This window comes from Ruegeria arenilitoris, from assembly GCF_013030985.1.
Taxonomy (GTDB): domain Bacteria; phylum Pseudomonadota; class Alphaproteobacteria; order Rhodobacterales; family Rhodobacteraceae; genus Ruegeria; species Ruegeria arenilitoris_B.
The window spans coordinates 94,025-114,811 of record NZ_WPYP01000006.1 but is presented as its reverse complement, the minus strand read 5'-3'; the positions used below and the strand labels follow the sequence as shown (position 1 = coordinate 114,811).

Genomic DNA, 20,787 nt, shown 5'->3' with positions numbered 1-20,787 from the left:
AGGCAAGGTCCAGAGCAATCAGCCCTGTTTTGCACCAACCATGCCCACGATTTCGTAGGTCTGCTGCAGGATCGGGGCCGCGACTGCGCGCGCCTTTTCTGCGCCTTTGGCCAGAATCCGATCGATCTCGGCCTGTTCCCCCATCAGATGGGCCATTTCGGACGAGATTGGCGCCAGTTTCGACACCGCCAGTTCCGCCAGCATCGGTTTGAATTCACCGAATTGCTTGCCTCCCATTTCGACCAGAACCTGCTCGGCGGTCTGGTCGCTGAGGGCGGCGTAGATGTTCACCAGATTGCGTGCCTCGGGGCGTTCGTCCAGCCCGTCGAGCTCCGAAGGCAAAGCTTCCGGGTCTGTCTTGGCCTTGCGAATCTTCTTGGCAATCGTGTCGGCGTCATCGGTCATGTTGATGCGGCTCATGTCGGACGGGTCGGATTTCGACATCTTCTTGGACCCGTCGCGCAGGCTCATGACGCGGGTCGCGGCCCCTTCGATCACAGGTTCGGTGATCGGGAAGAAGTCGACGCCATAGTCATGGTTGAATTTGATCGCGATGTCGCGGGTCAGCTCAAGGTGCTGTTTCTGGTCGTCGCCCACCGGTACGTGAGTCGCATGATAGGTCAGAATGTCAGCGGCCATCAACGAAGGGTACGCGAACAGGCCCAGCGAGGCGTTCTGCTGGTTCTTGCCCGCCTTGTCCTTCCACTGAGTCATCCGTTGCATCCAGCCCATGCGGGCGACGCAGTTGAAGATCCACGCCAGTTGCGCGTGCTCGGGCACCTGGCTTTGGTTGAACAGGATCGACTTTTCCGGGTCGAGCCCGGCGGCGATAAAGCCTGCGCAAAGTTCACGCGTCGAATGTGCCAGTTCCTTGGGGTCTTGCCAGACGGTGATCGCGTGCAGATCGACCATGCAATAGATGGTTTCGATATCGGGCTTCTGCATATCCACGAACCGCTTGAGCGCACCCAGATAGTTGCCAAGGTGCAGGTTTCCCGACGGCTGGATGCCGGAAAACACGCGCGGTGTGAACTGGGTCTCGGTCATCGAAGGGAACTCCCGTCTGGAAAAATCAGCCCCCGTCGCTTACCCATGAGGCCAAGGGACGTCAACAGCCGCGAAAGGCCTGCCCAATGAGCAGTGAGAATTATACACCCGCCGTGAACCCTCTGCCGCCCGTAGTGATGGCTTTGGTGCTGTTCATCATTGGGATCGAGATAGCCTTCACCCTTGGCGCGCGCGGGTTGGTCGGCGGACCTTCGGCGGTGGGTTGGCGGCTGGATGCGTTGCAGAGCTATTCCTTCTCGCCCGACATCTTCGACTGGATGATCGAAAACGGGCGCTGGCCGTTTGAACATGTGATCCGGTTCGTGACCTACCCGTTCGTGTCCGGCAACTTCACGCAGGCCGTCTTTGTCTGTGTTTTCCTGCTGGCCATGGGCAAGATGGTGGCCGAGGTCTTTGGCGGGTTCCAGATGCTGGTCGTCTTTGTGCTGTCCGGCGTGGGCGGTGCGCTGGCCTATGCGTTGCTGCTGGACCCCAGCTATCCGCTGGTCGGAGGGTTTCCTCCGGTCTATGGCCTGATCGGTGCATTTACGTGGTTGCTGTGGCGCAAGCTGTCACTGGTTGGTGAAAATCAGCACCGCGCCTTTAGCCTGATCGCGGCACTGATGGGCATTCAGCTTGTCTTTGGCCTGATTTTCGGCGGCACATCCGATTGGGTGGCCGATCTTGGCGGGTTTGCAACCGGGTTCGGTCTGTCCTTCATACTGGCGCCGGGCGGCTGGGCGCGGATCGTGCGGCGTATCCGCCGCGACTGATCACGACCGTCGCAGAGCCTTTTTGAACTCGGACACCTCGAACGCGCCGAACAGGTGGCCGAGGAAAAAATAAGATGCGGCTGCAACCTTGATCAGGAGGATCAGCGCCAGATAGCGCCATCCGGGCAGCTGGAAGGTCCAGCCGAACAGGTGGATGGCGGCATACAGCACAACGCCCATCCCCAACGACGCCGCCACGATGCGCCACGCCCGACGTTTGAACCGGTCATCAAACCGCGCCTCTTCGCCCATGCGGCGTGCGCCTATGGCCAGTAGAGCAACCATGGCCCACCCGGCGGTCGAGGCTGCAATGGCAGGGGCAATCCATCCGACCAGCGGATAAAGACCAAAGGCCAGCCCCGCGTTCACGATCATGGCCACAATGGCATAGTGGAACGGGGATTTCGTATCCTCGCGCGCGAAGAACAGCGGCTGCAGCAGCTTTTGCAGCATGAAGGCGGGCAGCCCGATGCCATAGACAGCCACCGCCAGCGCCGTGGCCGTGGTGTCTTCGGCGCTGAACTGGCCGCGTTCGAACAGGACCGAGACGATCGGGTTTGGCAAAACGATAAAAGCCACGGTCGAGGGGATGGTCAGTAGAAGGGTGAATTCTCCGGCGCGGGAAAAGGCGTTGCGGGCGCCGTCCTTATCCCCGGCCCGCAGGCGTCGCGACAGATCGGGCAGCAGCACGATGCCGACGGCAATGCCCACCACGCCCAGAGGCAATTGATACAGCCGATCCGCTGCAAACAGCCAACTAACCGCCTTTTCGGTTTTCGAGGCCACCAGCTGCCCTACCACCAGATTGACCTGCGTGACGCCCATGGCGAGTGCTGCGGGAACGGCGATGCGGACCATGCGGCGCATTTCGGGGCTGAGTTTCGGCAGGCCGAGACGGATGCGGATGCCAGCCCGTTCGGTGGCGACCCAGACCAGGGCCAGCTGCGCGATACCCGCCAGCGGGATGACGGCGATCAGCCATCGGATCACCTCACCACCCATCGCGGCCCCGGCAATCAGGGCGGTGCAGGCAAAGATGTTCAGCAATACGGGTGCAGCGGCGGCAGCGGCAAAGCGTCCGGTGGCATTCAGAACGCCCGAAAACAACGCCGCCAGCGACATGAACAGGATGTAGGGGAAGACAACGTATCCATAATCAACGGCCAGATCGAACCGTTCGTCGCCATAGAACCCTTCGGCGGTGATCCAGACCAAAGCGGGCATGAACGCCATCGCCAGCCCGACCAGCGCCAGAACCGCCACAGCCAGCAGGTTGAACGCGTCCTGCGCAAAGCCTTCGGCGTTCTCGCCCCCCTCCAGCCGTTTGGAAAACATCGGTACGAAGGCGGCGTTGAATGCGCCTTCGGCAAAGAAACGGCGGAACATGTTGGGTAGGCGGAAGGCGGCGACAAAGGCATCCATCACCGGCCCCGGCCCGATATAGGCGGTCAGCAGGATTTCCCGCAGGAAGCCCAGAATACGGCTGGCCAGAGTCCAGAACCCGACCGTGAACAGGCCTGAAAACAGCCGGATCTGCTTCATGAGGCCGCGCGCTCGGCGCCTTCGGTGATGGCTTTGCGCAGTTTGCCTTCAAGCGTGCGCTGCTTGCTTTCCGAATGGTATTTCAGCCCGAACATGTCCTTGACGTAGAACGTGTCCACGACCTGCTCGCCATAGGTCGCGATCACTGCGTTGGCGATATAGACGTTGGCGGCGGCCAGCGTATGCGTCAGATCATACAACAGGCCGGGCCGGTCGCGGGTGTCGACTTCGATAATCGTGTAAATCTCGGACCCGTCATTGTCGAAAGTGATATGGGTGGGCACGTTGAAGGCACGCTCGCGCTTCTTGATCTTGTCGCGTGACTTCAGCGCCTCGCGGGCGACGACCTCACCTTTCAGCGTCTTGTGGATCATCTGGGTCAGGCGTGGCAGGCGGCTGGCCTCGAACGGGTGGCCTTCGGCGTCCTGAATCCAGAACGCGTCGGTCACGTAACCGTCCTTGGTGGTATAACTGCGCGCATCCACAACGTTGGCCCCGACCAGCGCCAGAGCCCCCGCAATCCGTGCGAATATCCCCGGGTGGTCACCCATCGCGAAACAGGCGCGGGTGGCGTCGCGGTCTTCGTCGGGATGCAGGCGGATTTCCATCTCACCCGGGTCGCCGCTGTGTTCCAGCGTCCGCAGCATCTCGGCAAATTCCACATGGGTCGACAGGTTCAGACCCTGCCAATAGGGCGGGTAATGCCGCCCGGTCTCGGCCTTGAGGTCGGCTTTGGACCATTCGGCCAGTTCAGCGCGCAGCGCCTTTTTGGCTTCGGTGCCACGGTTGGCGCGGTTGAGGTCCTCCATCCCGGTTTCAAGCGCGCGTTTGGTTTCGGCATGCAGGGCACGCAGCAGGGTGGCCTTCCAGTTGTTCCACGTATTCGGCCCGACGCCGCGAATGTCGCAGACCGTCAGCACCGTCAGCAGGTCCAGCCGCTTGACCGTCTTCACCGCCTTGGCGAAATCGCGCACCGTGCGCGGATCCGAGATGTCGCGTTTCTGCGCCATGTCCGACATCAGCAGGTGATAGCGCACCAGCCATTCCACGGTTTCCGAATCCGCCTTGTTCAGCCCAAGTCGAGGCGCAACCTTGCGGGCGATCTGCGCGCCGAGAATCGAGTGATCTTCGGGCCGCCCCTTGGCGATATCGTGCAGCAACAAGGCGACATACAGAACCTTGCGATTGACCCCGCCCTTCAGGATCGACGAGGCCAGAGGAAGCGATTCCACCAGCTCTCCGCGTTCGATCTGGTTCAGGTTGATGATGCACTGGATGGTGTGCTCATCCACCGTATAACTGTGATACATGTTGAACTGCATCATCGCCACGATGTGTTCGAACTCGGGCAAAAAGGCTGAAAGGACGCCCAGTTCGTTCATCCGGCGAAGGGCGCGTTCGGGGTTGCCGTGTTTCAGCATCAGATCAAGGAAGATACGTTGCGCTTCCTTGTTTTCGCGCATCTCTTCGTCGATCAGGTTCAGGTTGGCCGTGACCAGCCGCATTGCGTCCGGGTGGATCAGCATGCCCGTCCGCAACCCTTCTTCGAACAGGCGCAGCAGGTTCAGCTTGTCGGCCAGAAATGTCTCGGGATCAGCTACGTCCAGGCGACCGTGCACGACAGCATAACCAGCTTTCACACTGGGGCGGCGGCGAAAGATGCGCTCTAACAGGGCGGCACCTTTCATGTGGGTCGCTTCCAGCTTGGTCAGAAAGATGCGCGTAAGTTCCCCGACCCGCGTGGCCTCGCGGAAATAACGCTGCATGAAGACTTCCACGCCGCGACGTCCGGCACGGTCCTCGTACCCCATGCGGGCTGCGACCTCGACCTGCATGTCAAAGGTCAGCTGTTCCGTGGCGCGCCCGGTGACCAGATGCAGGTGTGACCGCACTGCCCAGAGGAAATCTTCGGCCTTCACAAAGGTCTCGAACTCGTCCGGAGTGAACAGGCCCAGCGGCACCAGTTCCGCCACATCCTGAACACCATAGATGTATTTCGCGATCCAATAGAGCGATTGCAGATCGCGCAGCCCACCCTTGCCCTCTTTGACGTTGGGCTCGACCATATAGCGCTGACCCTGCTTCAGGTGTCGCTCGTCGCGTTCCTGCAGCTTGGCTTCGATGAACTGCCGTTCGGTGCCCTTGAACAGGTCGGATTTCAGACGGGTGTCCAGTTCAGTCCCAAGTTCTTTATCCCCGGCCAGATACCGCTGTTCCAGCATCGCGGTGCGGATGGTGAAGTCCTCGGTGCCCAGCCGCAGGCAATCCTTGATGGTGCGCGAGGAATGGCCGACCTTCAGCCGCAAATCCCACAGGATATACAGCATGGACTCAATCACGCTCTCGGCCCAGGCGGTGATCTTGTAGGGGGTCAGGAACAGCAGGTCGACATCGGAAGCCGGAGCCATCTCACCCCGGCCATAACCACCGACCGCCAAGACTGCGATCTTTTCACCCTGCGTCGGCGTGGCCAGAGGGTGCAGAACTTCGCTGGACACCTGCATCGCCGTGCAGACCAGCCCGTCGGTCAGATAGGTGTAGGAATGGGTCAGCGGCCGCGCGTCAAATGGGCGCTGGGAAAAGGCGTCGGCAATGGCCTGACGCCCGGCTTTCTGGGCGTCACGCAGAATGCGCACGGTCTCATTTCGCCGTGCGCCATTGTCCGAGGTTTTGTCGAAGGCTTCCGACAGCTGCGCCATGACGGCGGCGCTGTCGAATATTTCTTCGGCCGGGCAAATCAGCTCACCCTTCGGGGTCAGCGTCAGCACCGGTTGATCAGAAACCGGCGCCTGTGAAGCTTTGTGGGGCAGGGTCAATCACTACTACCTGTTTATTCTGGATCGTGGCGACTGCCAGACCGCGTTCATTCGTACCGTTCGGACGCAGGCGGAAGATGCCGCCAACGCCCTGGAAACCGGCGTTTTGCGTTAGTGCCGAAGCGGTTAACGCATTGGATTTGCCTTGGCTCACCAGTGCGGCAATTGCGGCGATGCCGTCGTAGGCCAGGCCGCTGTTCGGGTGCGGGGCCTCACCATAGGTATTGTTGTATCGCTGGCGATATGCTTGGGCCTTTGATTGGTCTGGCAATGCAAACCAGCCACCCTGTACCCCCGGCAGGTCCAAGGTTTGGGTGGGAATATCCCAGCGTGTCAGGCCAATGTACTGGGTTGTCGCGGGTGATACACCTGCTTCTGGCAGCAATTGGGAAAAGAGTGGCAGTGCCCCTGCGGTTGTCGCCGTCAGAAACAGAGAATCTGCGCCGGACGCATCTACAGTTGCTTTGACCGCGGAAACAGAATTAATGACACCTTGCTGCGAACGACTATAGCCGACGGACCCCGCGTTGTTCACACGGCTGCCGCTAAGAGCGGTGGCGATAGCAGCCTGTCCCAATTGGCCGGCGGTATCGTCGCTGTGAACGATAACCATATTCGATTTACCTTGGGACCCGGCGAAACTGACTAGGCGGTTGGCTGTATTGTCGAAGGTGTAACCCAGAACAAAGACGTTTCCGCCTGCGATACTGGTATTGTTCGAAAAGGACAGGACGTTGACGCCGCTATTCAGAACGGCAAGACCAGCGGAGTTGGTGGCTTGGGAATAGAATGGACCAACGATAATCTTTGCCCCGTCCGCCACCGCCCGCTGTGCGACCTCGGCGGCCGTATTCGAGCTGCCGCGCGTGTCATAGACACGCAGATCGATCTTGACGTTCTGTAGGTCGGCCATCGCCAGTCGGGCTGCGTTTTCAAGGCTGCGCGCCAGTTCTGCGTCGCCCGCCTGCCCCGATCCTGCGGGCACCAGCAAGGCAACGGGGACAGGTTCGGATGTGTTGATCGAAGGCCCGCCGCCAATGCCGGTTGTCTCACAAGCGGCCAGAAATACTGCGGTTGCCAGTACGGCGGCGGTACGCGCCAGTTTGCGAACGGGCTTGCAAACGGTAAACATCTGAATGAAAACTCCCTGTCCCGGCGGCTTGGGGTGCCACCATTCTATTGAGCCGCGATAATAAACGTCACGCTGTGAGGGTCCAGCTTTGAATTTCCAAAAAGTCAGATTGGGCGCCGGCCTGTATTTTGTTGCCACTCCGATCGGAACGGCACGCGATATCACGCTCAGGGCGCTGGACGTGCTGGCCTCGGCGGACGTGATCGCCGCCGAAGACACGCGCAGCCTGCGCCGATTGATGGAGATTCATGGCGTCCCGCTCGAAGGGCGGCGCATTCTGGCCTATCACGACCACAGCGGTGCGGGTGCACGCGGCAAAATTCTGGATGCGCTGGGTGAAGGAAAATCGGTTGCCTACGCGTCCGAGGCTGGAATGCCGCTGATCGCTGATCCGGGCTACGATCTGGGGCGGCAGGCGGCCGAGGCCGGGCATGTGGTGACCTGCGCACCGGGACCGTCGGCGGCGTTGATGGCTCTGACCTTGGCGGGTTTGCCGACGGATGCGTTCTTTTTCGCGGGATTTCTGCCAAATGCCTCCGGTGCCCGTCGGTCGCGGATCGAGGCGCTGCGCGATGTGCCTGGGACACTGGTGTTTTACGAATCGCCAAAACGGGTCGCGGCCTGCCTGTCGGATCTGGCCGGGGTGTTGGGGGAAAACCGATCCGCCGCGATGTGTCGCGAATTGACCAAGAAATTCGAAGAGGTCCGGCGTGGATCTTTGGGCGAACTGGCGGCAGGGCTGCAAGGGCAGACGGTCAAGGGTGAGATCGTCCTGTTGGTGGATCGCGGCCATTCAGAAACTGTTAACGAATCCGACGTAGAAGAGGCTTTGAGACGGGCCCTGGAAACGCATTCGGTTCGGGACGCGGCGGATTTGGTGTCGGAAATGTACAAACTGCCGCGCCGTCCGATCTATCAGAAGGCCCTGAAACTGGGAAAGGGATGACATGACCGCACGATCCGTCCGAAGTTCGGTCTCCTATCACGCCGGACAGGCGGCCGAGCAGCAAGTGGCATCCGACTACGAACGGCGCGGGTTTTCAATTGCACATCGTCGCTGGCGCGGGGCAGGGGGTGAGATCGACCTGATCGCCCGAAACGCGGAGGGTGTCGTTTTCATCGAGGTCAAGAAAAGCGCCAGTTTCGAGACGGCTGCAGCCCGGATCAGCCGACGCCAGATGGACCGGATTTACGCCTCTGCCGCTCAGTTTCTGGAAACGCAGCCGGGCGGATAACTGACAAATGCCCGGTTCGACGCGGCCTTGGTGGATGCATCGGGGGCTGTTCAAATCATCGAAAACGCCTTTGGTCAGGCCTGATCCCCATTGAACCCATGGCCCCGCTGGGCCATGTATCTGGCGTGAAACTGAGGGACACGCCATGAAAATCGCCTTTCAGATGGACCCGATCGGGGCCGTGGATATCAATGCAGACAGCTCCTTCCGCTTGGCCGAAGAGGCGCAGGCGCGCGGGCATTCGCTGTTTTTCTACGGGCCCGACCAACTGGCCTATCAAGAAGGGCGCATCACCGCACGCGGCCACGATATGAAGGTGCAGCGTGTGGCGGGCAACCCAGCCGAGCTGGGGTCTGAGCGCGAGGTTGATCTGGCAGAATTCGACGTGATCTGGCTGCGTCAGGACCCTCCGTTCGACATGCACTACATCACCTCGACCCACTTGCTGGACCGTCTGAACGGGCAGGCGTTGGTGGTCAACGATCCGTTCTGGGTGCGCAACTACCCCGAGAAGCTACTGGTTCTGGATTTCCCCGACCTGACGCCTCCGACGACCGTTGCGCGTGATCTGCAGACCATCAAGGCGTTCAAGGATAAACATGGCGATGTGATCCTCAAACCGCTTTACGGCAATGGAGGTGCGGGCGTGTTCCGGCTGGATGCGAATGACCGCAACCTGACCTCTCTGCACGAGTTGTTCACCGGTTTCTCGCGCGAACCATTGATCGTTCAGAAATTCCTGCCCGATGTCAGCAATGGCGACAAACGGATTATTCTGGTCGATGGCGACCCGGTCGGTGCCATCAACCGCGTACCCGCCGCAGGCGAAACACGTTCGAACATGCATGTGGGTGGGCGGCCAGAAAAAATCGGCTTGTCTGAACGTGATCTTGAGATCTGTGCCGCGATTGGCCCGCTGCTTAAAGAGAAAGGTCAGGTCTTCGTCGGGATCGATGTGATCGGGGATTATCTGACTGAAATCAACGTGACCTCACCCACCGGCATTCAGGAACTGGAGCGGTTTGACGGCGTGAACATCGCCGAAAAGATCTGGCAGGCGATCGAGGCCAAGCTTTAAGCCGCGACCTTGGCGCTGATGCGAAAGCTCAGCGCCTCGGCCACATGCGGGCGGCGGACATCCGGAGCGCCCTCCAGATCGGCAATCGTCCGCGCCACGCGCAGTATCCGGTGAAACGCGCGGGCCGACAGGCCGAACCGCTCGGCGGCTTTCAGCAGCAACTCCTTGCCCTCGGCGTCCGGGGCGGCGATCTCTTCTAACACTTTGCCTTCGACATCGGAGTTTTGCCGGGTCGTCGTGCCAGCGAAACGGTCCGCTTGGATGGCCCGGGCCGCTTCAACGCGGGCGGCAACGGTGGCAGAGCTGTCTCCGGATGGCGGCAGGTCCAAGTCGGTAAACCCCACGGGGGGAACTTCTATCCGCGGATCGAACCGATCCATCAGCGGCCCGGAAATTCGCCCCAGATAATCCTCGCCGCACACAGGCGCGCGCGAGCAGGCACGAGCGGGGTCGGTCAGGTATCCGCATTTGCAGGGGTTGGCGGCGGCCACCAGCATGAAGCGGCACGGGTATTTCACATGGGCATTTGCACGGGCGACCATGACCTCACCCGTTTCAATCGGTTGGCGCAGGGTTTCCAGCACGGTGCGTGGAAACTCGGGGAATTCGTCCATGAACAGAACGCCATTATGAGCGAGTGAGATTTCCCCCGGTTTCGCCCCTTTGCCGCCCCCGACGATAGCGGCCATCGAGGCTGTGTGGTGCGGCTCGCGAAACGGGCGGGTGCGGCTGATGCCGCCTTCGTCCAGCAATCCGCACAGCGATTGGATCATCGAGGTTTCCAGTGCCTCAGTCGGGGTCAGTGGCGGCAGAATTCCGGGTAGGCGCGCGGCCAGCATGGACTTACCCGACCCCGGCGTGCCGATCATGATCAGGTGATGACGCCCGGCGGCAGCGATTTCCAGCGCGCGTTTGGCGCGTTCCTGTCCCTTCACATCGCGCAGATCCCGAGCGCTTGGGGCAAGGTTCACCTCTCCGGGTTGAGCGGCAGGCAAGGGCGACTGGCCCGAGAAATGGCGCACCACGTCACCTAAAGACCCGGCACCGATCACTTGCGTTGCATCGACCCAGGCGGCCTCGGCGCTGGAGGCTTTGGGGCACAGCAGCGTGCGATCCTCGGCCGCGGCTGTCATGGCGGCGGGCAGGGCGCCGACGACCGGGACCAAGGAACCGTCCAGAGACAGCTCGCCCAGTGAAACCGACCGTTCTGCGGCATCGGGTGGGATGATTTCCAGCGCGGACAGCAACGCCACCGCGATGGGCAGGTCGAAATGGCTGCCTTCTTTCGGTAGATCGGCAGGAGACAGGTTGATGGTAATCCGTTTCGACGGCAACGCGATAGCCATCGAGCTTAGCGCGCTGCGGACGCGGTCGCGGGCCTCGGACACGGCCTTGTCGGGCAGGCCGACGATGGAAAAGGCGGGCAGGCCCGGCGAGACGGCGCATTGCACCTCGACCGGGCGGGCATCGACCCCTTGGAAAGCGACGGTATGAGAACGGGCGACCATGAACGACCTTTTTGGTTAACAAGTCGTTGCTGACATGATCGCGGTTTAAGAATCGTTAACAGTATCCGCCCTTGTTATGAATTTCGGCCAAGCGCCCGGGTCTGCGACGGTTTTGTCACGGCAAAATTGATTGCAAAAGCCCCAACGCTGCCCGTTCAGTTCCAGAAAATGCGTGACCGGTTTGCCGGAATAGGGGCATGTGGCGTTGACCGAGGGGCCGTCCTCGACAGGGCGTGCGTCCGAAGGCCCGCCGATTGGCCAAGGCTGCGATGGCAGGTCCAGCGCATAGGGAAAGGGATCATACGTCACGGTCAGCCCCATCGCGCGCCATTGCCGGACGGGCGTGTCTGCCAGCAGTTCCCGACAATAGGTGCGGTTGGCCTCGGACACCGGCAAGCCGTACCCGATGATCCGCGCGGCAACTGGCGTGTAAAACACGTCCGCCAGAGAATACTCGCCAAAGAGCGGACCGGTTTCTGCACCGGACACAGCTCGAGCATGGGCCCAGAGCGTTTCGATCCGTTCCAGATCGGCCAACGTCTCGGGGGAGGGCTCAAACCCCTGCCAGCAGTGCTGAAGCTGCATCGGGCATTCCCCGCGCAGGGCATTGAACCCGGCGACCATCTCGGCGCAGAGCCACCGGGCGGTGGCGCGGGCGGCGGGGTTCGTGGGCCACATTCCGGCCTCGGGGTGCCGTTCGGCCAGGGTCTCGGCCATGGCGAGGCTTTCGCCCACGACCGTACCGTCAGGTAGGCGCAGGGCGGGCACGAGGCGGGCGGGCGCAAGAGCTTTCATATCCTCGGCCATGGTGCCGGAATAGAGGCCGATCATGTGGCTTCGATAGGGCAGGCCGAACTTTTCCAGCATCAGCCAACCGCGCATGGACCAGCTGGAAAACAGGCGGTCTCCGATAAACAAGTCATAGGTCATGCCGTAACGATGGCGCGGTATGATCAATCAGTAAATCAGTGATTTGTGCGGGGTATGATCACGGGAGGTGATTGATCCGCCCCACCGACCAGCGGTCACCATGATGGGTGATGTCGGTGACCGAGAGGTTATCGATCCGATGGCTGAACGCCTCATAGGCCGAGATATCAAGGGCACGCTGGACCTGCGTCAGGATCACGCCGAAATGGGCAACGATGACCAGATCGCGCCCGGTATGGTCGGCGATCAGGCGGTCGATCACGGCATCGACGCGGGCGCGTACCTCGTTCCAGCTTTCGCCCTCGGGCGGGCGCACATCGCCGGGGTTGTCCCAATAGGCAAAGGACAGTTCGGGGTCTTCGGCCTCAATATCTTTGAAACCGCGCAATTCCCACCTTCCAAAGTGAATCTCGCGCAGGTCGCGGTGATGCGGCAGGCGTCGCCGGGTGCCTTGGATGGCCGAGGCCGTATCTACAGCGCGGGACAGGTCGGAGGAGATTACCAGCGCGCCCTCTGGCAGGTGGTCGTGCAGCCGCGCAATGGTCGCCTCATCGCTGAGATCGGCGGGTAGATCGGACCAGCCGACTATGGTTTTTGCATGGGTCGGCCCGTGGCGGACAAGGTGCAGGCGGGTCACGGCAACTGTCCTTTCAGAACCAGCGGCAGTCCTGCGGTGACCTGCACCGCCAGATCGGCCTGCGCCGCCAGCGCGATATTCAATCGCCCCTGCGCCTCGCGGAACCGGCGGGACAGGGCGTTGTCGGGCACGATGCCGTGGCCGACCTCGTTCGAGACGATCACGACCGGCGCATGGCAGGATTTCAGCGCCTGCAACAGTGCAGCCTGCGCCACCTCCAGATCGTTTTCGGCGAGCAGGTGGTTGGTCAGCCACATGGTCGCGCAGTCGATCAGGCAGATATGGTCAGGGGTCAGATCGGCCAAAGCCGGACCAAGATCCAAGGGTGCCTCGACAGTCGCCCACCCTTCGCCGCGTTGGGCGATGTGGCGCTGCACCTTGTCGCGCATCTCGTCATCAAACACTTGTGATGTTGCGAGATAAACCCGGCTTTTTCCTGATGAAACAACAAGTTGTTCGGCAAATGCCGATTTGCCCGAGGCTGCGCCGCCCAACACAAAGGTTAAATCCGGATACACTATAATTACCTTTCATGTGATCCGCTCGGTTTTGTTCTGCGTATCGACCATAGGTCGGCAAGGCAAGTCCGGCCCCGCGCCTGTGAAAAGGGGAGATTTCCATGGCACTGGACAATGCGAACGATTTCTCGATGTCCCGGCAAGCGATGAAGGCCGAATTGCTGGACGCTGAGACCGAATTGCGGCTGGCTTATGCCTGGCGCGATGAGCGCGACGAACAGGCGCTGCACCGGCTGATCACGGCCTATATGCGGTTGGCGATTTCGATGGCGGCCAAGTTCAAGCGCTATGGCGCTCCGATGAACGATCTGATCCAGGAGGCCGGTCTGGGCCTGATGAAAGCCGCTGACAAATTTGATCCGGATCGCGGCGTGCGCTTTTCGACCTATGCGGTCTGGTGGATCAAGGCGAGCATTCAGGATTACGTGATGCGCAACTGGTCCATGGTGCGGACCGGGTCGACCTCGTCGCAGAAATCGCTGTTTTTCAACATGCGCCGGGTTCAGGCGCGTCTGGAGCGTGAGGCCGCGACCGAGGGCATGGATCTGGACCGCCACCAGTTGCACCAGATGATCGCCGCCGAGATTGGCGTGCCCCTGCGCGATGTCGAGATGATGGAGGGCCGGTTGTCCGGCTCCGATTTCTCGCTGAACGCGGTGCAGTCGGCGGATGAGGACGGGCGCGAGTGGATTGATGCACTGGAAGACGAACGCGCGCAGGCCGCCGAGACGGTCGAGAATAATCATGACACCGAACAGCTGCGCGAATGGCTGGTCACGGCCATGCAGGCCCTGAATGACCGCGAAAGGTTCATCGTGCGCGAACGCAAACTGCGTGAACCGGCCCGGACGCTGGAAAGCCTTGGGAAGGAACTTGGGCTGTCCAAGGAGCGTGTGCGTCAGCTCGAGGCCGCGGCCTTCGTGAAAATGCGCAAGAGCCTTGAAGCTCAATCGCGTGAGGTGCAACACTTCATCGCATGAGACAGCTTGCGATTCTGCTTTGTGCACTTGTGGTTATGGTCCGTCCCGGCCATGCCGATGATCTGATCCCCGATGACGTTCTGGCCGCGATGATGTCGGCGGACGTCGTCATTCTGGGCGAGGTTCACGACAATCCCCAACACCATATTATTCAGGCAGAGGCGTTGAAGGCCGTGAGGCCCTCGGCCGTCGTGTGGGAAATGGTGACCGAGGAAGGTGCGCAGCGCCTTGCGGACAAGGCCGTATCCGATCCCGAGGAACTGGCGCGGATTCTGGAATGGATCGAATCCGGCTGGCCGCCGCTCAGCATGTATTACCCGGTGTTTCAGGCGTCGGACGCGCCGGTTTATGGCGCCATGGTCCCGCGTGCAGCCGCCCGTGCGGCGATGGAACGGGGCGCGGCCACCGCCTTGGGTGCGGATGCGGCGCGGTACGGGCTGACCGTTCCGTTGCCTGCTGAAGAACAGGCCGCGCGCGAAGCCGATCAACTGGCGGCCCATTGCAATGCGATCCCGGAAAGTGCCTTGCCGCAACTGGTCGCTATTCAGCGGCTGCGTGATGCGGTATTGACCCGCGCAATCCTGCGCGCGACAGATGAAACAGGTGGACCGGTCGCGGTGATCACAGGCAACGGTCATGCGCGAAAGGATCGGGGGATTCCGACCTTTCTGTTCCGCCTGCGCCCGGGGTTGAAAGTGTTTGTACTGGGCCAATCCGAGGACGGTTTGGTAAATGGGGAATTCGACGCGGTGATCGACAGTCCAATCGTTGAGCGCGAAGACCCTTGCCTGGCCTTTGAAACACAGAATTAACCGCTGGAACTGTCTGTCCCGCTTGCCTAATGTCGGGGCCGACCGGGACGGGAAGGGTTCAATATGCTGGCATCGAAACGCATTCTGCTGATCATCGGCGGTGGGATCGCGGCGTATAAGTCGCTGGACCTGATCCGGCGTTTGCGGGAACGCGGCGCGACGGTGACGCCCGTATTGACCCGCGCGGCCGAGGAGTTCGTGACGCCCCTGTCGGTGTCTGCCTTGGCCGGAGAGAAAGTCTATCGCGACCTTTTCGACCTGACGGATGAGGCCGAAATGGGGCATATTCAACTGTCCCGTTCGGCTGATCTGATCGTTGTGGCCCCGGCGACTGCCGATCTGATGGGCAAGATGGCCGGGGGGCTGGCCAATGATCTGGCCTCGACCTTGTTGATGGCGACCGACACGCCGGTTCTGTGTGCGCCTGCGATGAATGTGCGGATGTGGGATCACCCGGCCACACAGCGCAACCTGAAACAGTTGCAGGCGGATGGCATCCGTTTTGTGGGCCCGAACGAGGGCGATATGGCCTGTGGCGAATACGGCCCAGGACGCATGTCGGAACCGCTGGAGATTGTGGCCGCGATTGAGGCGGAACTAGGTGATGGTCCGCTGGACGGCAAACGTGTGCTTGTAACCTCGGGCCCGACGCATGAACCCATCGATCCGGTGCGCTATATCGCCAACCGCTCGTCCGGGGCGCAGGGCGCAGCGGTGGCGCGGGCATTGGCCACGCTGGGGGCCGAGGTGGTGTTTGTAACCGGCCCTGCAGATGTACCGCCGCCCGACGGTGTTCAGGTTGTGCCGGTTGAGACCGCGCAGCAGATGTCCGACGCGGTGGATGCGGCACTGCCGGTAGACGCGGGTGTGTTTGCAGCGGCGGTTGCCGACTGGCGCGTTTCCAGCGCCTCGGACAAGAAGCTGAAGAAAAGCCGCGATGGATTGCCAGTGCTGGAATTCGCAGAAAACCCCGACATCCTGAAACGTGTCTCGCATATGGAGAAAGGCCGCCCCGCGCTGGTCGTCGGGTTCGCGGCTGAAACGGACAATGTGGTCGAACACGCCACCGCCAAACGAGGGCGCAAGGGCTGTGACTGGATCGTGGCCAATGATGTAAGCCCTGCAACAGGGATCATGGGCGGATCGGAAAATGCCGTCATCCTGATTTCGGACAACGGTGCCGAGGAATGGCCGCGCATGGGCAAGGATGAAGTGGCCAAGCGACTGGCGCGTAAGATCGCCGACGCGTTGACCAGCTAAACCAAAGGAGCAGTGATGGTTGCTATTCGTGTGATCCGAGAGGAAGGGTCTGATCCGTCGGTCCCTCTGCCGTCTTACGAAACCTCCGGGGCGGCCGGTGCGGATGTGCGGGCAAATCTGCCGGACGGGGCCTCGATCACGCTGGAACCCGGTCAGCGCGCCTTGGTGCCCACCGGGTTGCGTATCGAAATCCCGCAGGGGTTCGAGGTGCAGGTACGTCCACGCTCCGGCTTGGCGCTGAAACACGGCATCACCCTGCCCAATACCCCCGGCACGATTGACAGCGACTATCGCGGCCCGCTGGGCGTGATCGTCCTGAACGCCGGGCAAGAGGCGTTCGAGGTCACTCATGGTGAACGCATTGCGCAACTGGTTGTGGCCCCCGTGGTACAGGCCGCGTTCGAGTCGGTGGAGGCGCTCAGCGACACGGTCCGCGGCGCGGGTGGGTTCGGCTCAACCGGACGCGGCTGATGCTGCTGGTCCTGATCCTGGCTGCGGGCCTGTGGGGCATCGGCTATATGGCCGGAGTGTCCCGGACTGCGCGCATGACCTCGGTCGGAGTTCTGTTGCTGGGCGTGATTACGGCTCAGCTGGTGCTACCGGATGGCCATCCGTTGCGTCAGGCGACTGGCGGCTCTGCTTCGCTATGGTTGATCTTGGGTGGCGCGGCCATTCTGGTTCTGGTTTACGGGAGGGTGCTGAAAGCGCTGCGAGACCGCGCAGCCCCTACCGCCGCCAAGGAGCCCGCGATGCCATCCGACCAATTCTCTGAAACCGAACTGGAACGCTATGCCCGCCACATCGTTTTGCGTGAACTGGGCGGGCCGGGTCAGAAGAAAATGAAAAAGGCCCGTGTGCTGGTCATCGGCGCCGGGGGGCTGGGTGCGCCTGCCCTGCAATATCTGGCCGCTGCCGGAGTGGGCACCATCGGCGTGATCGACGATGATGAGGTCGAAAACGCCAACTTGCAACGGCAGGTGATCCACCGCGATGCCGATATCGGGATGCCCAAGGTGTTTTCGGCCCAGCAGGCGATGGAGGCTCAGAACCCCAACGTCACGGTTCTGCCTTATCACCGTCGCCTGACCGAAGAAATCGCCCACAACCTGTTCGCCGACTTTGATCTGATTCTCGACGGCACCGACAATTTCGATACCCGCTATCTGGCCAACAGAACAGCGGTTGCGTTGGGCAAACCGCTGATCTCGGGCGCACTGTCGCAATGGGAAGGGCAACTCAGCGTCTTTGACCCCGCCAATGACGCGCCCTGCTATCAGTGTATCTTCCCCGAAGCGCCGGCCCCCGGCCTGGCCCCCTCGTGCGCCGAGGCGGGCGTGATCGGGCCGTTGCCCGGCGTGGTCGGCTCGATGATGGCGGTTGAAGCGATCAAGGTGATCACCGGGGCCGGGCGGGCCCTGCGGGGTGAGATGCTGATCTATGACGCGCTCTATGGCGAAAGCCGCAAGATCACTCTGTCGCGCCGAGCCGATTGTCCGGTTTGTGGATCCGCGGCGTAAACCGCTCTGGATCATCCGGCCTGCCGTTCCTAACTCTGTGGTCAAAGGAGACATGCATGACCAATCCGATCCTGTCCGACTGGACCACGCCGTTTGAAATCGCACCCTTCGCGGACATTGCGGACACAGATTTCGCCCCCGCTTTGGATCAAGCAATGCAGGCCCATAACGCTCAGATCGACGCGATTGCGGGGAACCCGGACGCGCCCACGTTTGCCAACACGATCGAAGCGCTTGAGGCGGCAGGCGAGGAGATGGACAAGGTTCTGTCGGTGTTCTTCACTGTCGCTGGGGCGGACAGCAATTCGGCACGTGAGGAATTGCAACGCGACTTCTCTCCCAAGCTGGCGGCGCATTTCTCGGGGATTTCCTCGAACAAGGCTCTGTTTCAGCGGGTAGCCGACCTGTGGGCGCGCAAGGACGAACTGAACCTGACCGACGAACAGGCGCGGGTTCTGATGCTGACCCATCGGGGATTCGTGCGGTCCGGCGCGGCGCTTGAGGGCGATGAGGACTCCCGGATGCAGGAGATCAAGGCGCGGCTCGCTTCGCTGGGGACCTCGTTTACCCAGAACCTGTTGGCCGATGAACGCGACTGGTCCATGGACCTTTCCGAGGATGATCTGGAAGGCTTGCCGGGTTTCGTGGTGGATGCCGCCCGCGCCGCGGGGCAGGAAAAGGGGGCGGATGGTCCGGTGGTGACCCTGTCCCGCTCGCTGATCGTGCCCTTCCTGCAATTTTCGCCCCGCCGAGACCTGCGGGAAAAGGCCTATCGCGCATGGACCGCGCGGGGCGCCAATGGCGGAGAGACAGACAACCGTGACATTGCTGCTGAAATCCTGCAATTGCGCGAGGAACGGGCCAAGCTGCTGGGCTATGACAATTTCGCGGCCTACAAGCTGGAAACCGAAATGGCCCGCACGCCTGACAAGGTCCGAGACTTGCTGATGCAGGTGTGGGAGCCCGCCAAGACCCGCGCCGATGCGGATGCGGAAATCCTGACGCAGATGATGCAGGCGGACGGCGTCAACGGGCCTCTGGCCGCGTGGGACTGGCGCTACTACGCCGAGAAACGCCGCAAGGCCGAGCATGATCTGGATGAGGCTGCGCTCAAGCCATACCTGCAGTTGGACCGGATGATCGAGGCGTCCTTTGCCTGCGCCAATCGCCTGTTCGGGCTGGAGTTCGCGTCGCTGGGCGTACCGCTTTATCACTCGGATTGCCGGGCATGGGAGGTCACGCGCAACGGTGAGCATATCGCGGTATTCATCGGCGACTATTTCGCGCGCGGATCGAAACGGTCCGGCGCGTGGTGCAGTGCGATGCGGTCGCAGGCCAAGTTTCCCAAGATACAGGCGCCGGTCGTGATCAATGTCTGCAACTTTGCCAAGGGTGATCCGGCGCTGTTGTCCTATGACGACGCGCGAACACTATTCCATGAATTCGGCCACGCCCTGCACCAGATGCTGTCGAATGTGACCTATGAAAGCATCTCGGGCACATCGGTTGCGCGGGATTTTGTCGAACTGCCCAGCCAGCTTTACGAACATTGGCTGGAGGTGCCCGAGGTTCTGGCCGAATTCGCCACTCACGCGGAAACCGATGAGCCGATGCCGCAGGAAATGCTGGAGAAAGTGCTCAAGGCCGCCAATTTCGATCAGGGGTTCCAGACGGTGGAATATGTCGCCTCGGCTTTGGTCGATCTGGCGTTCCATGATGGTGCAGCCCCAGCCGATCCGATGGCGAAACAGGCCGAGGTGCTGGCCGGGATCGGGATGCCACAGGCCATCGGGATACGTCACGCGACGCCGCATTTCGCGCATGTCTTTGCGGGCGACGGATATAGCTCGGGCTACTACAGCTACATGTGGTCCGAGGTGATGGACGCCGACGCCTTTGCCGCGTTTGAAGAGGCGGGCGGGGCTTTTGACCCTGAACGCGCCAAAGCGTTGGAGGACAACATCCTGTCCACCGGCGGTTCGCGCGAGGCCGAGGAACTCTACCTGGCGTTCCGTGGAAAGTTGCCGGGGGTTGAGGCTCTGCTGAAAGGACGCGGCTTGATCGCCGCTTAATAGCCCAAACTGCGATCAACGAGGTGCAGGAAGGGCTCGCCCTCCTCGCCTCGTCGAATGTTCTCGCAGATTACCTGCGCTGCCGTCACGGGCCGCGTTTCCGAGGCTATATGCGGGGTGACCGTCACATTCGGATGCGCCCAATAGGGGTGGTCTTCCGGCAAAGGCTCGACCCGGAACACGTCCAGCGTGGCGTGGCCGACCTGACCTGAGTTCAGCGCGTCCAACAGGGCGTCATCGTCGATCAGCGGTCCGCGACCGGGATTGATGATACGCGCGCCCTTGGGCAGCAGGGCCAGTGTTTCGGCGTTCAGCGTGTTTGTCGTGGCAGGTGTGTCCGGCAACAGCAGGACAACGATTTCGGCCTGTGACAGGGCGGCGCGCAGCCCGTCCTCGCCATGCAAACATGTGACGCCGGGGATATCCTTGGCGGAACGGCTCCAACCGGTGACGTCAAAATTCAACGCGGTCAACGCGCGGGCCGCAGCCTCGCCCAACGCGCCGAGGCCCAGAATGCAAACCCGGCGTTCGGTGGCCAACGGCGGTGCGTCAGGTGTCCAGACGCCATCCTGAACGGTGATGTGCTGATCCATTCCAAGGTGATATCGCAGCACGTGGCCGACCACCCACTCGGTCATGCCCTGTGTCAGGCCGTGATCCACCATCCGTGCCAGCGGGACGGTCAGGGTGTCGTTGTCCGCGATCTTCTCAACCCCGGCCCAGAGGCTGAGAACGGCCTTCAGCCGCGTGTAAGGTGTGAAATCCAACAGCCCGCCATTCGGCGCATAGACCACATAGTCGACCTGATCCGGCTCCAACTCGGTGCTCAGGCGAAAGCCCAGCCCCGCTTCGGTCAGGTACTTGGTCAGCAGCGGCTCATAGACGGGCCACAGGGCAGGGCGCGCGGAAAACAGGATGTTCACGGGCATG

Annotated in this window: 18 protein-coding genes and 1 pseudogene; 10 read left to right on the top strand and 9 right to left on the bottom strand. The window is 61.5% G+C overall.

The annotated features are described in order from the left end of the window. Positions 1-18: 18 nt before the first annotated feature. Complete coding sequence (trpS, locus tag GOX88_RS13415) at positions 19-1,047, bottom strand: tryptophan--tRNA ligase (RefSeq protein WP_170402623.1); 1,029 nt, start codon at positions 1,045-1,047, stop codon at positions 19-21. Positions 1,048-1,133: 86 nt separating this feature from the next. Between trpS and GOX88_RS13410 the strand changes: the two genes are divergently transcribed. Beyond that, positions 1,134-1,820 carry a rhomboid family intramembrane serine protease gene (locus GOX88_RS13410; RefSeq protein WP_170402620.1) on the top strand — a complete coding sequence of 229 codons (687 nt, stop codon included), beginning with the start codon at positions 1,134-1,136 and terminating at the stop codon, positions 1,818-1,820. Here GOX88_RS13410 and murJ read toward each other — a convergent pair whose 3' ends face one another. From murJ to GOX88_RS13395, 3 genes are read right to left on the bottom strand one after another with little or no spacing between them, the layout of a single operon-like run. Then, complete coding sequence (murJ, locus tag GOX88_RS13405) at positions 1,821-3,362, bottom strand: murein biosynthesis integral membrane protein MurJ (RefSeq protein WP_170402617.1); 1,542 nt, start codon at positions 3,360-3,362, stop codon at positions 1,821-1,823. Beyond that, the gene (locus GOX88_RS13400) at positions 3,359-6,178 is read right to left on the bottom strand and encodes a [protein-PII] uridylyltransferase (RefSeq protein WP_170402614.1); all 2,820 of its coding nucleotides are present in this window, start codon (positions 6,176-6,178) and stop codon (positions 3,359-3,361) included. The genes murJ and GOX88_RS13400 overlap by 4 nt, the downstream gene beginning before the upstream one ends. Next, positions 6,138-7,310, bottom strand: a complete 1,173-nt coding sequence (locus GOX88_RS13395) for a penicillin-binding protein activator (protein WP_170402611.1) — start codon at positions 7,308-7,310, stop codon at positions 6,138-6,140. Before GOX88_RS13395 ends, GOX88_RS13400 begins: the two co-directional genes overlap by 41 nt. An 88-nt stretch (positions 7,311-7,398) precedes the next feature. Between GOX88_RS13395 and rsmI the strand changes: the two genes are divergently transcribed. The 3 genes and pseudogenes from rsmI to gshB all read left to right on the top strand — a co-directional run bounded on the left by rsmI (position 7,399) and on the right by gshB (position 9,623). Then, positions 7,399-8,256: a 16S rRNA (cytidine(1402)-2'-O)-methyltransferase gene (rsmI, locus tag GOX88_RS13390; protein WP_170402608.1), complete on the top strand. Its 858-nt coding sequence runs from the start codon at positions 7,399-7,401 to the stop codon at positions 8,254-8,256. Position 8,257: 1 nt separating this feature from the next. Beyond that, positions 8,258-8,629: pseudogene (locus GOX88_RS13385) on the top strand (YraN family protein). Positions 8,630-8,690: 61 nt separating this feature from the next. Further along, positions 8,691-9,623 carry a glutathione synthase gene (gene gshB / locus GOX88_RS13380; protein WP_170402605.1) on the top strand — a complete coding sequence of 311 codons (933 nt, stop codon included), beginning with the start codon at positions 8,691-8,693 and terminating at the stop codon, positions 9,621-9,623. Here gshB and GOX88_RS13375 read toward each other — a convergent pair. The 4 genes from GOX88_RS13375 to cobU are packed head-to-tail and all read right to left on the bottom strand — an operon-like array spanning position 9,620 to position 13,216. Continuing rightward, positions 9,620-11,131, bottom strand: coding sequence for a YifB family Mg chelatase-like AAA ATPase (locus GOX88_RS13375; RefSeq protein WP_170402602.1), 1,512 nt, complete (start codon positions 11,129-11,131; stop codon positions 9,620-9,622). The two genes, gshB and GOX88_RS13375, sit on opposite strands and share 4 nt — an antisense overlap. 45 nt (positions 11,132-11,176) lie before the next feature. Then, positions 11,177-12,061 (bottom strand): glutathione S-transferase, encoded by an 885-nt coding sequence (locus GOX88_RS13370; RefSeq protein ID WP_170403099.1) that lies wholly within the window; start codon positions 12,059-12,061, stop codon positions 11,177-11,179. A gap of 58 nt (positions 12,062-12,119) precedes the next feature. After that, the gene (locus tag GOX88_RS13365; protein WP_170402599.1) at positions 12,120-12,698 is read right to left on the bottom strand and encodes a histidine phosphatase family protein; all 579 of its coding nucleotides are present in this window, start codon (positions 12,696-12,698) and stop codon (positions 12,120-12,122) included. Beyond that, positions 12,695-13,216, bottom strand: a complete 522-nt coding sequence (cobU, locus tag GOX88_RS13360; RefSeq protein WP_170402596.1) for a bifunctional adenosylcobinamide kinase/adenosylcobinamide-phosphate guanylyltransferase — start codon at positions 13,214-13,216, stop codon at positions 12,695-12,697. Before cobU ends, GOX88_RS13365 begins: the two co-directional genes overlap by 4 nt. A gap of 101 nt (positions 13,217-13,317) precedes the next feature. On the opposite strand from cobU, the gene GOX88_RS13355 reads away from it, so the two are divergent. The 6 genes from GOX88_RS13355 to GOX88_RS13330 all read left to right on the top strand — a co-directional run bounded on the left by GOX88_RS13355 (position 13,318) and on the right by GOX88_RS13330 (position 19,857). Beyond that, positions 13,318-14,196: an RNA polymerase factor sigma-32 gene (locus GOX88_RS13355; protein ID WP_170402593.1), complete on the top strand. Its 879-nt coding sequence runs from the start codon at positions 13,318-13,320 to the stop codon at positions 14,194-14,196. Further along, positions 14,193-15,008, top strand: coding sequence for a ChaN family lipoprotein (locus GOX88_RS13350; RefSeq protein WP_170402591.1), 816 nt, complete (start codon positions 14,193-14,195; stop codon positions 15,006-15,008). The genes GOX88_RS13355 and GOX88_RS13350 overlap by 4 nt, the downstream gene beginning before the upstream one ends. A gap of 63 nt (positions 15,009-15,071) precedes the next feature. Beyond that, positions 15,072-16,268: a bifunctional phosphopantothenoylcysteine decarboxylase/phosphopantothenate--cysteine ligase CoaBC gene (gene coaBC / locus GOX88_RS13345; RefSeq protein WP_170402588.1), complete on the top strand. Its 1,197-nt coding sequence runs from the start codon at positions 15,072-15,074 to the stop codon at positions 16,266-16,268. A gap of 15 nt (positions 16,269-16,283) precedes the next feature. Continuing rightward, positions 16,284-16,739 (top strand): dUTP diphosphatase, encoded by a 456-nt coding sequence (gene dut, locus GOX88_RS13340; protein WP_170402585.1) that lies wholly within the window; start codon positions 16,284-16,286, stop codon positions 16,737-16,739. Then, positions 16,739-17,785, top strand: a complete 1,047-nt coding sequence (locus GOX88_RS13335; protein ID WP_170402582.1) for a HesA/MoeB/ThiF family protein — start codon at positions 16,739-16,741, stop codon at positions 17,783-17,785. The genes dut and GOX88_RS13335 overlap by 1 nt, the downstream gene beginning before the upstream one ends. 56 nt (positions 17,786-17,841) lie before the next feature. Then, on the top strand, positions 17,842-19,857 hold the full coding sequence (locus GOX88_RS13330) for a M3 family metallopeptidase (protein WP_170402579.1): 2,016 nt from the start codon (positions 17,842-17,844) through the stop codon (positions 19,855-19,857). On the opposite strand, the gene GOX88_RS13325 is transcribed toward GOX88_RS13330, so the two are convergent. Continuing rightward, complete coding sequence (locus tag GOX88_RS13325; protein ID WP_170402576.1) at positions 19,854-20,786, bottom strand: 2-hydroxyacid dehydrogenase; 933 nt, start codon at positions 20,784-20,786, stop codon at positions 19,854-19,856. The two genes, GOX88_RS13330 and GOX88_RS13325, sit on opposite strands and share 4 nt — an antisense overlap. Position 20,787 lies beyond the last annotated feature (1 nt).

Coding starts and splice junctions, on each gene's coding strand:
- GOX88_RS13325 (WP_170402576.1), bottom strand. CDS start 20,786: ATGCCCGTGAACATCCTGTTTTCCGCGCGCCCTGCCCTGTGGCCCGTC.
- GOX88_RS13350 (WP_170402591.1), top strand. CDS start 14,193: ATGAGACAGCTTGCGATTCTGCTTTGTGCACTTGTGGTTATGGTCCGT.
- GOX88_RS13410 (WP_170402620.1), top strand. CDS start 1,134: ATGAGCAGTGAGAATTATACACCCGCCGTGAACCCTCTGCCGCCCGTA.
- GOX88_RS13355 (WP_170402593.1), top strand. CDS start 13,318: ATGGCACTGGACAATGCGAACGATTTCTCGATGTCCCGGCAAGCGATG.
- GOX88_RS13330 (WP_170402579.1), top strand. CDS start 17,842: ATGACCAATCCGATCCTGTCCGACTGGACCACGCCGTTTGAAATCGCA.
- trpS (WP_170402623.1), bottom strand. CDS start 1,047: ATGACCGAGACCCAGTTCACACCGCGCGTGTTTTCCGGCATCCAGCCG.
- GOX88_RS13370 (WP_170403099.1), bottom strand. CDS start 12,061: ATGACCTATGACTTGTTTATCGGAGACCGCCTGTTTTCCAGCTGGTCC.
- GOX88_RS13335 (WP_170402582.1), top strand. CDS start 16,739: ATGCTGCTGGTCCTGATCCTGGCTGCGGGCCTGTGGGGCATCGGCTAT.
- murJ (WP_170402617.1), bottom strand. CDS start 3,362: ATGAAGCAGATCCGGCTGTTTTCAGGCCTGTTCACGGTCGGGTTCTGG.
- GOX88_RS13395 (WP_170402611.1), bottom strand. CDS start 7,310: ATGTTTACCGTTTGCAAGCCCGTTCGCAAACTGGCGCGTACCGCCGCC.
- coaBC (WP_170402588.1), top strand. CDS start 15,072: ATGCTGGCATCGAAACGCATTCTGCTGATCATCGGCGGTGGGATCGCG.
- dut (WP_170402585.1), top strand. CDS start 16,284: ATGGTTGCTATTCGTGTGATCCGAGAGGAAGGGTCTGATCCGTCGGTC.
- GOX88_RS13375 (WP_170402602.1), bottom strand. CDS start 11,131: ATGGTCGCCCGTTCTCATACCGTCGCTTTCCAAGGGGTCGATGCCCGC.
- gshB (WP_170402605.1), top strand. CDS start 8,691: ATGAAAATCGCCTTTCAGATGGACCCGATCGGGGCCGTGGATATCAAT.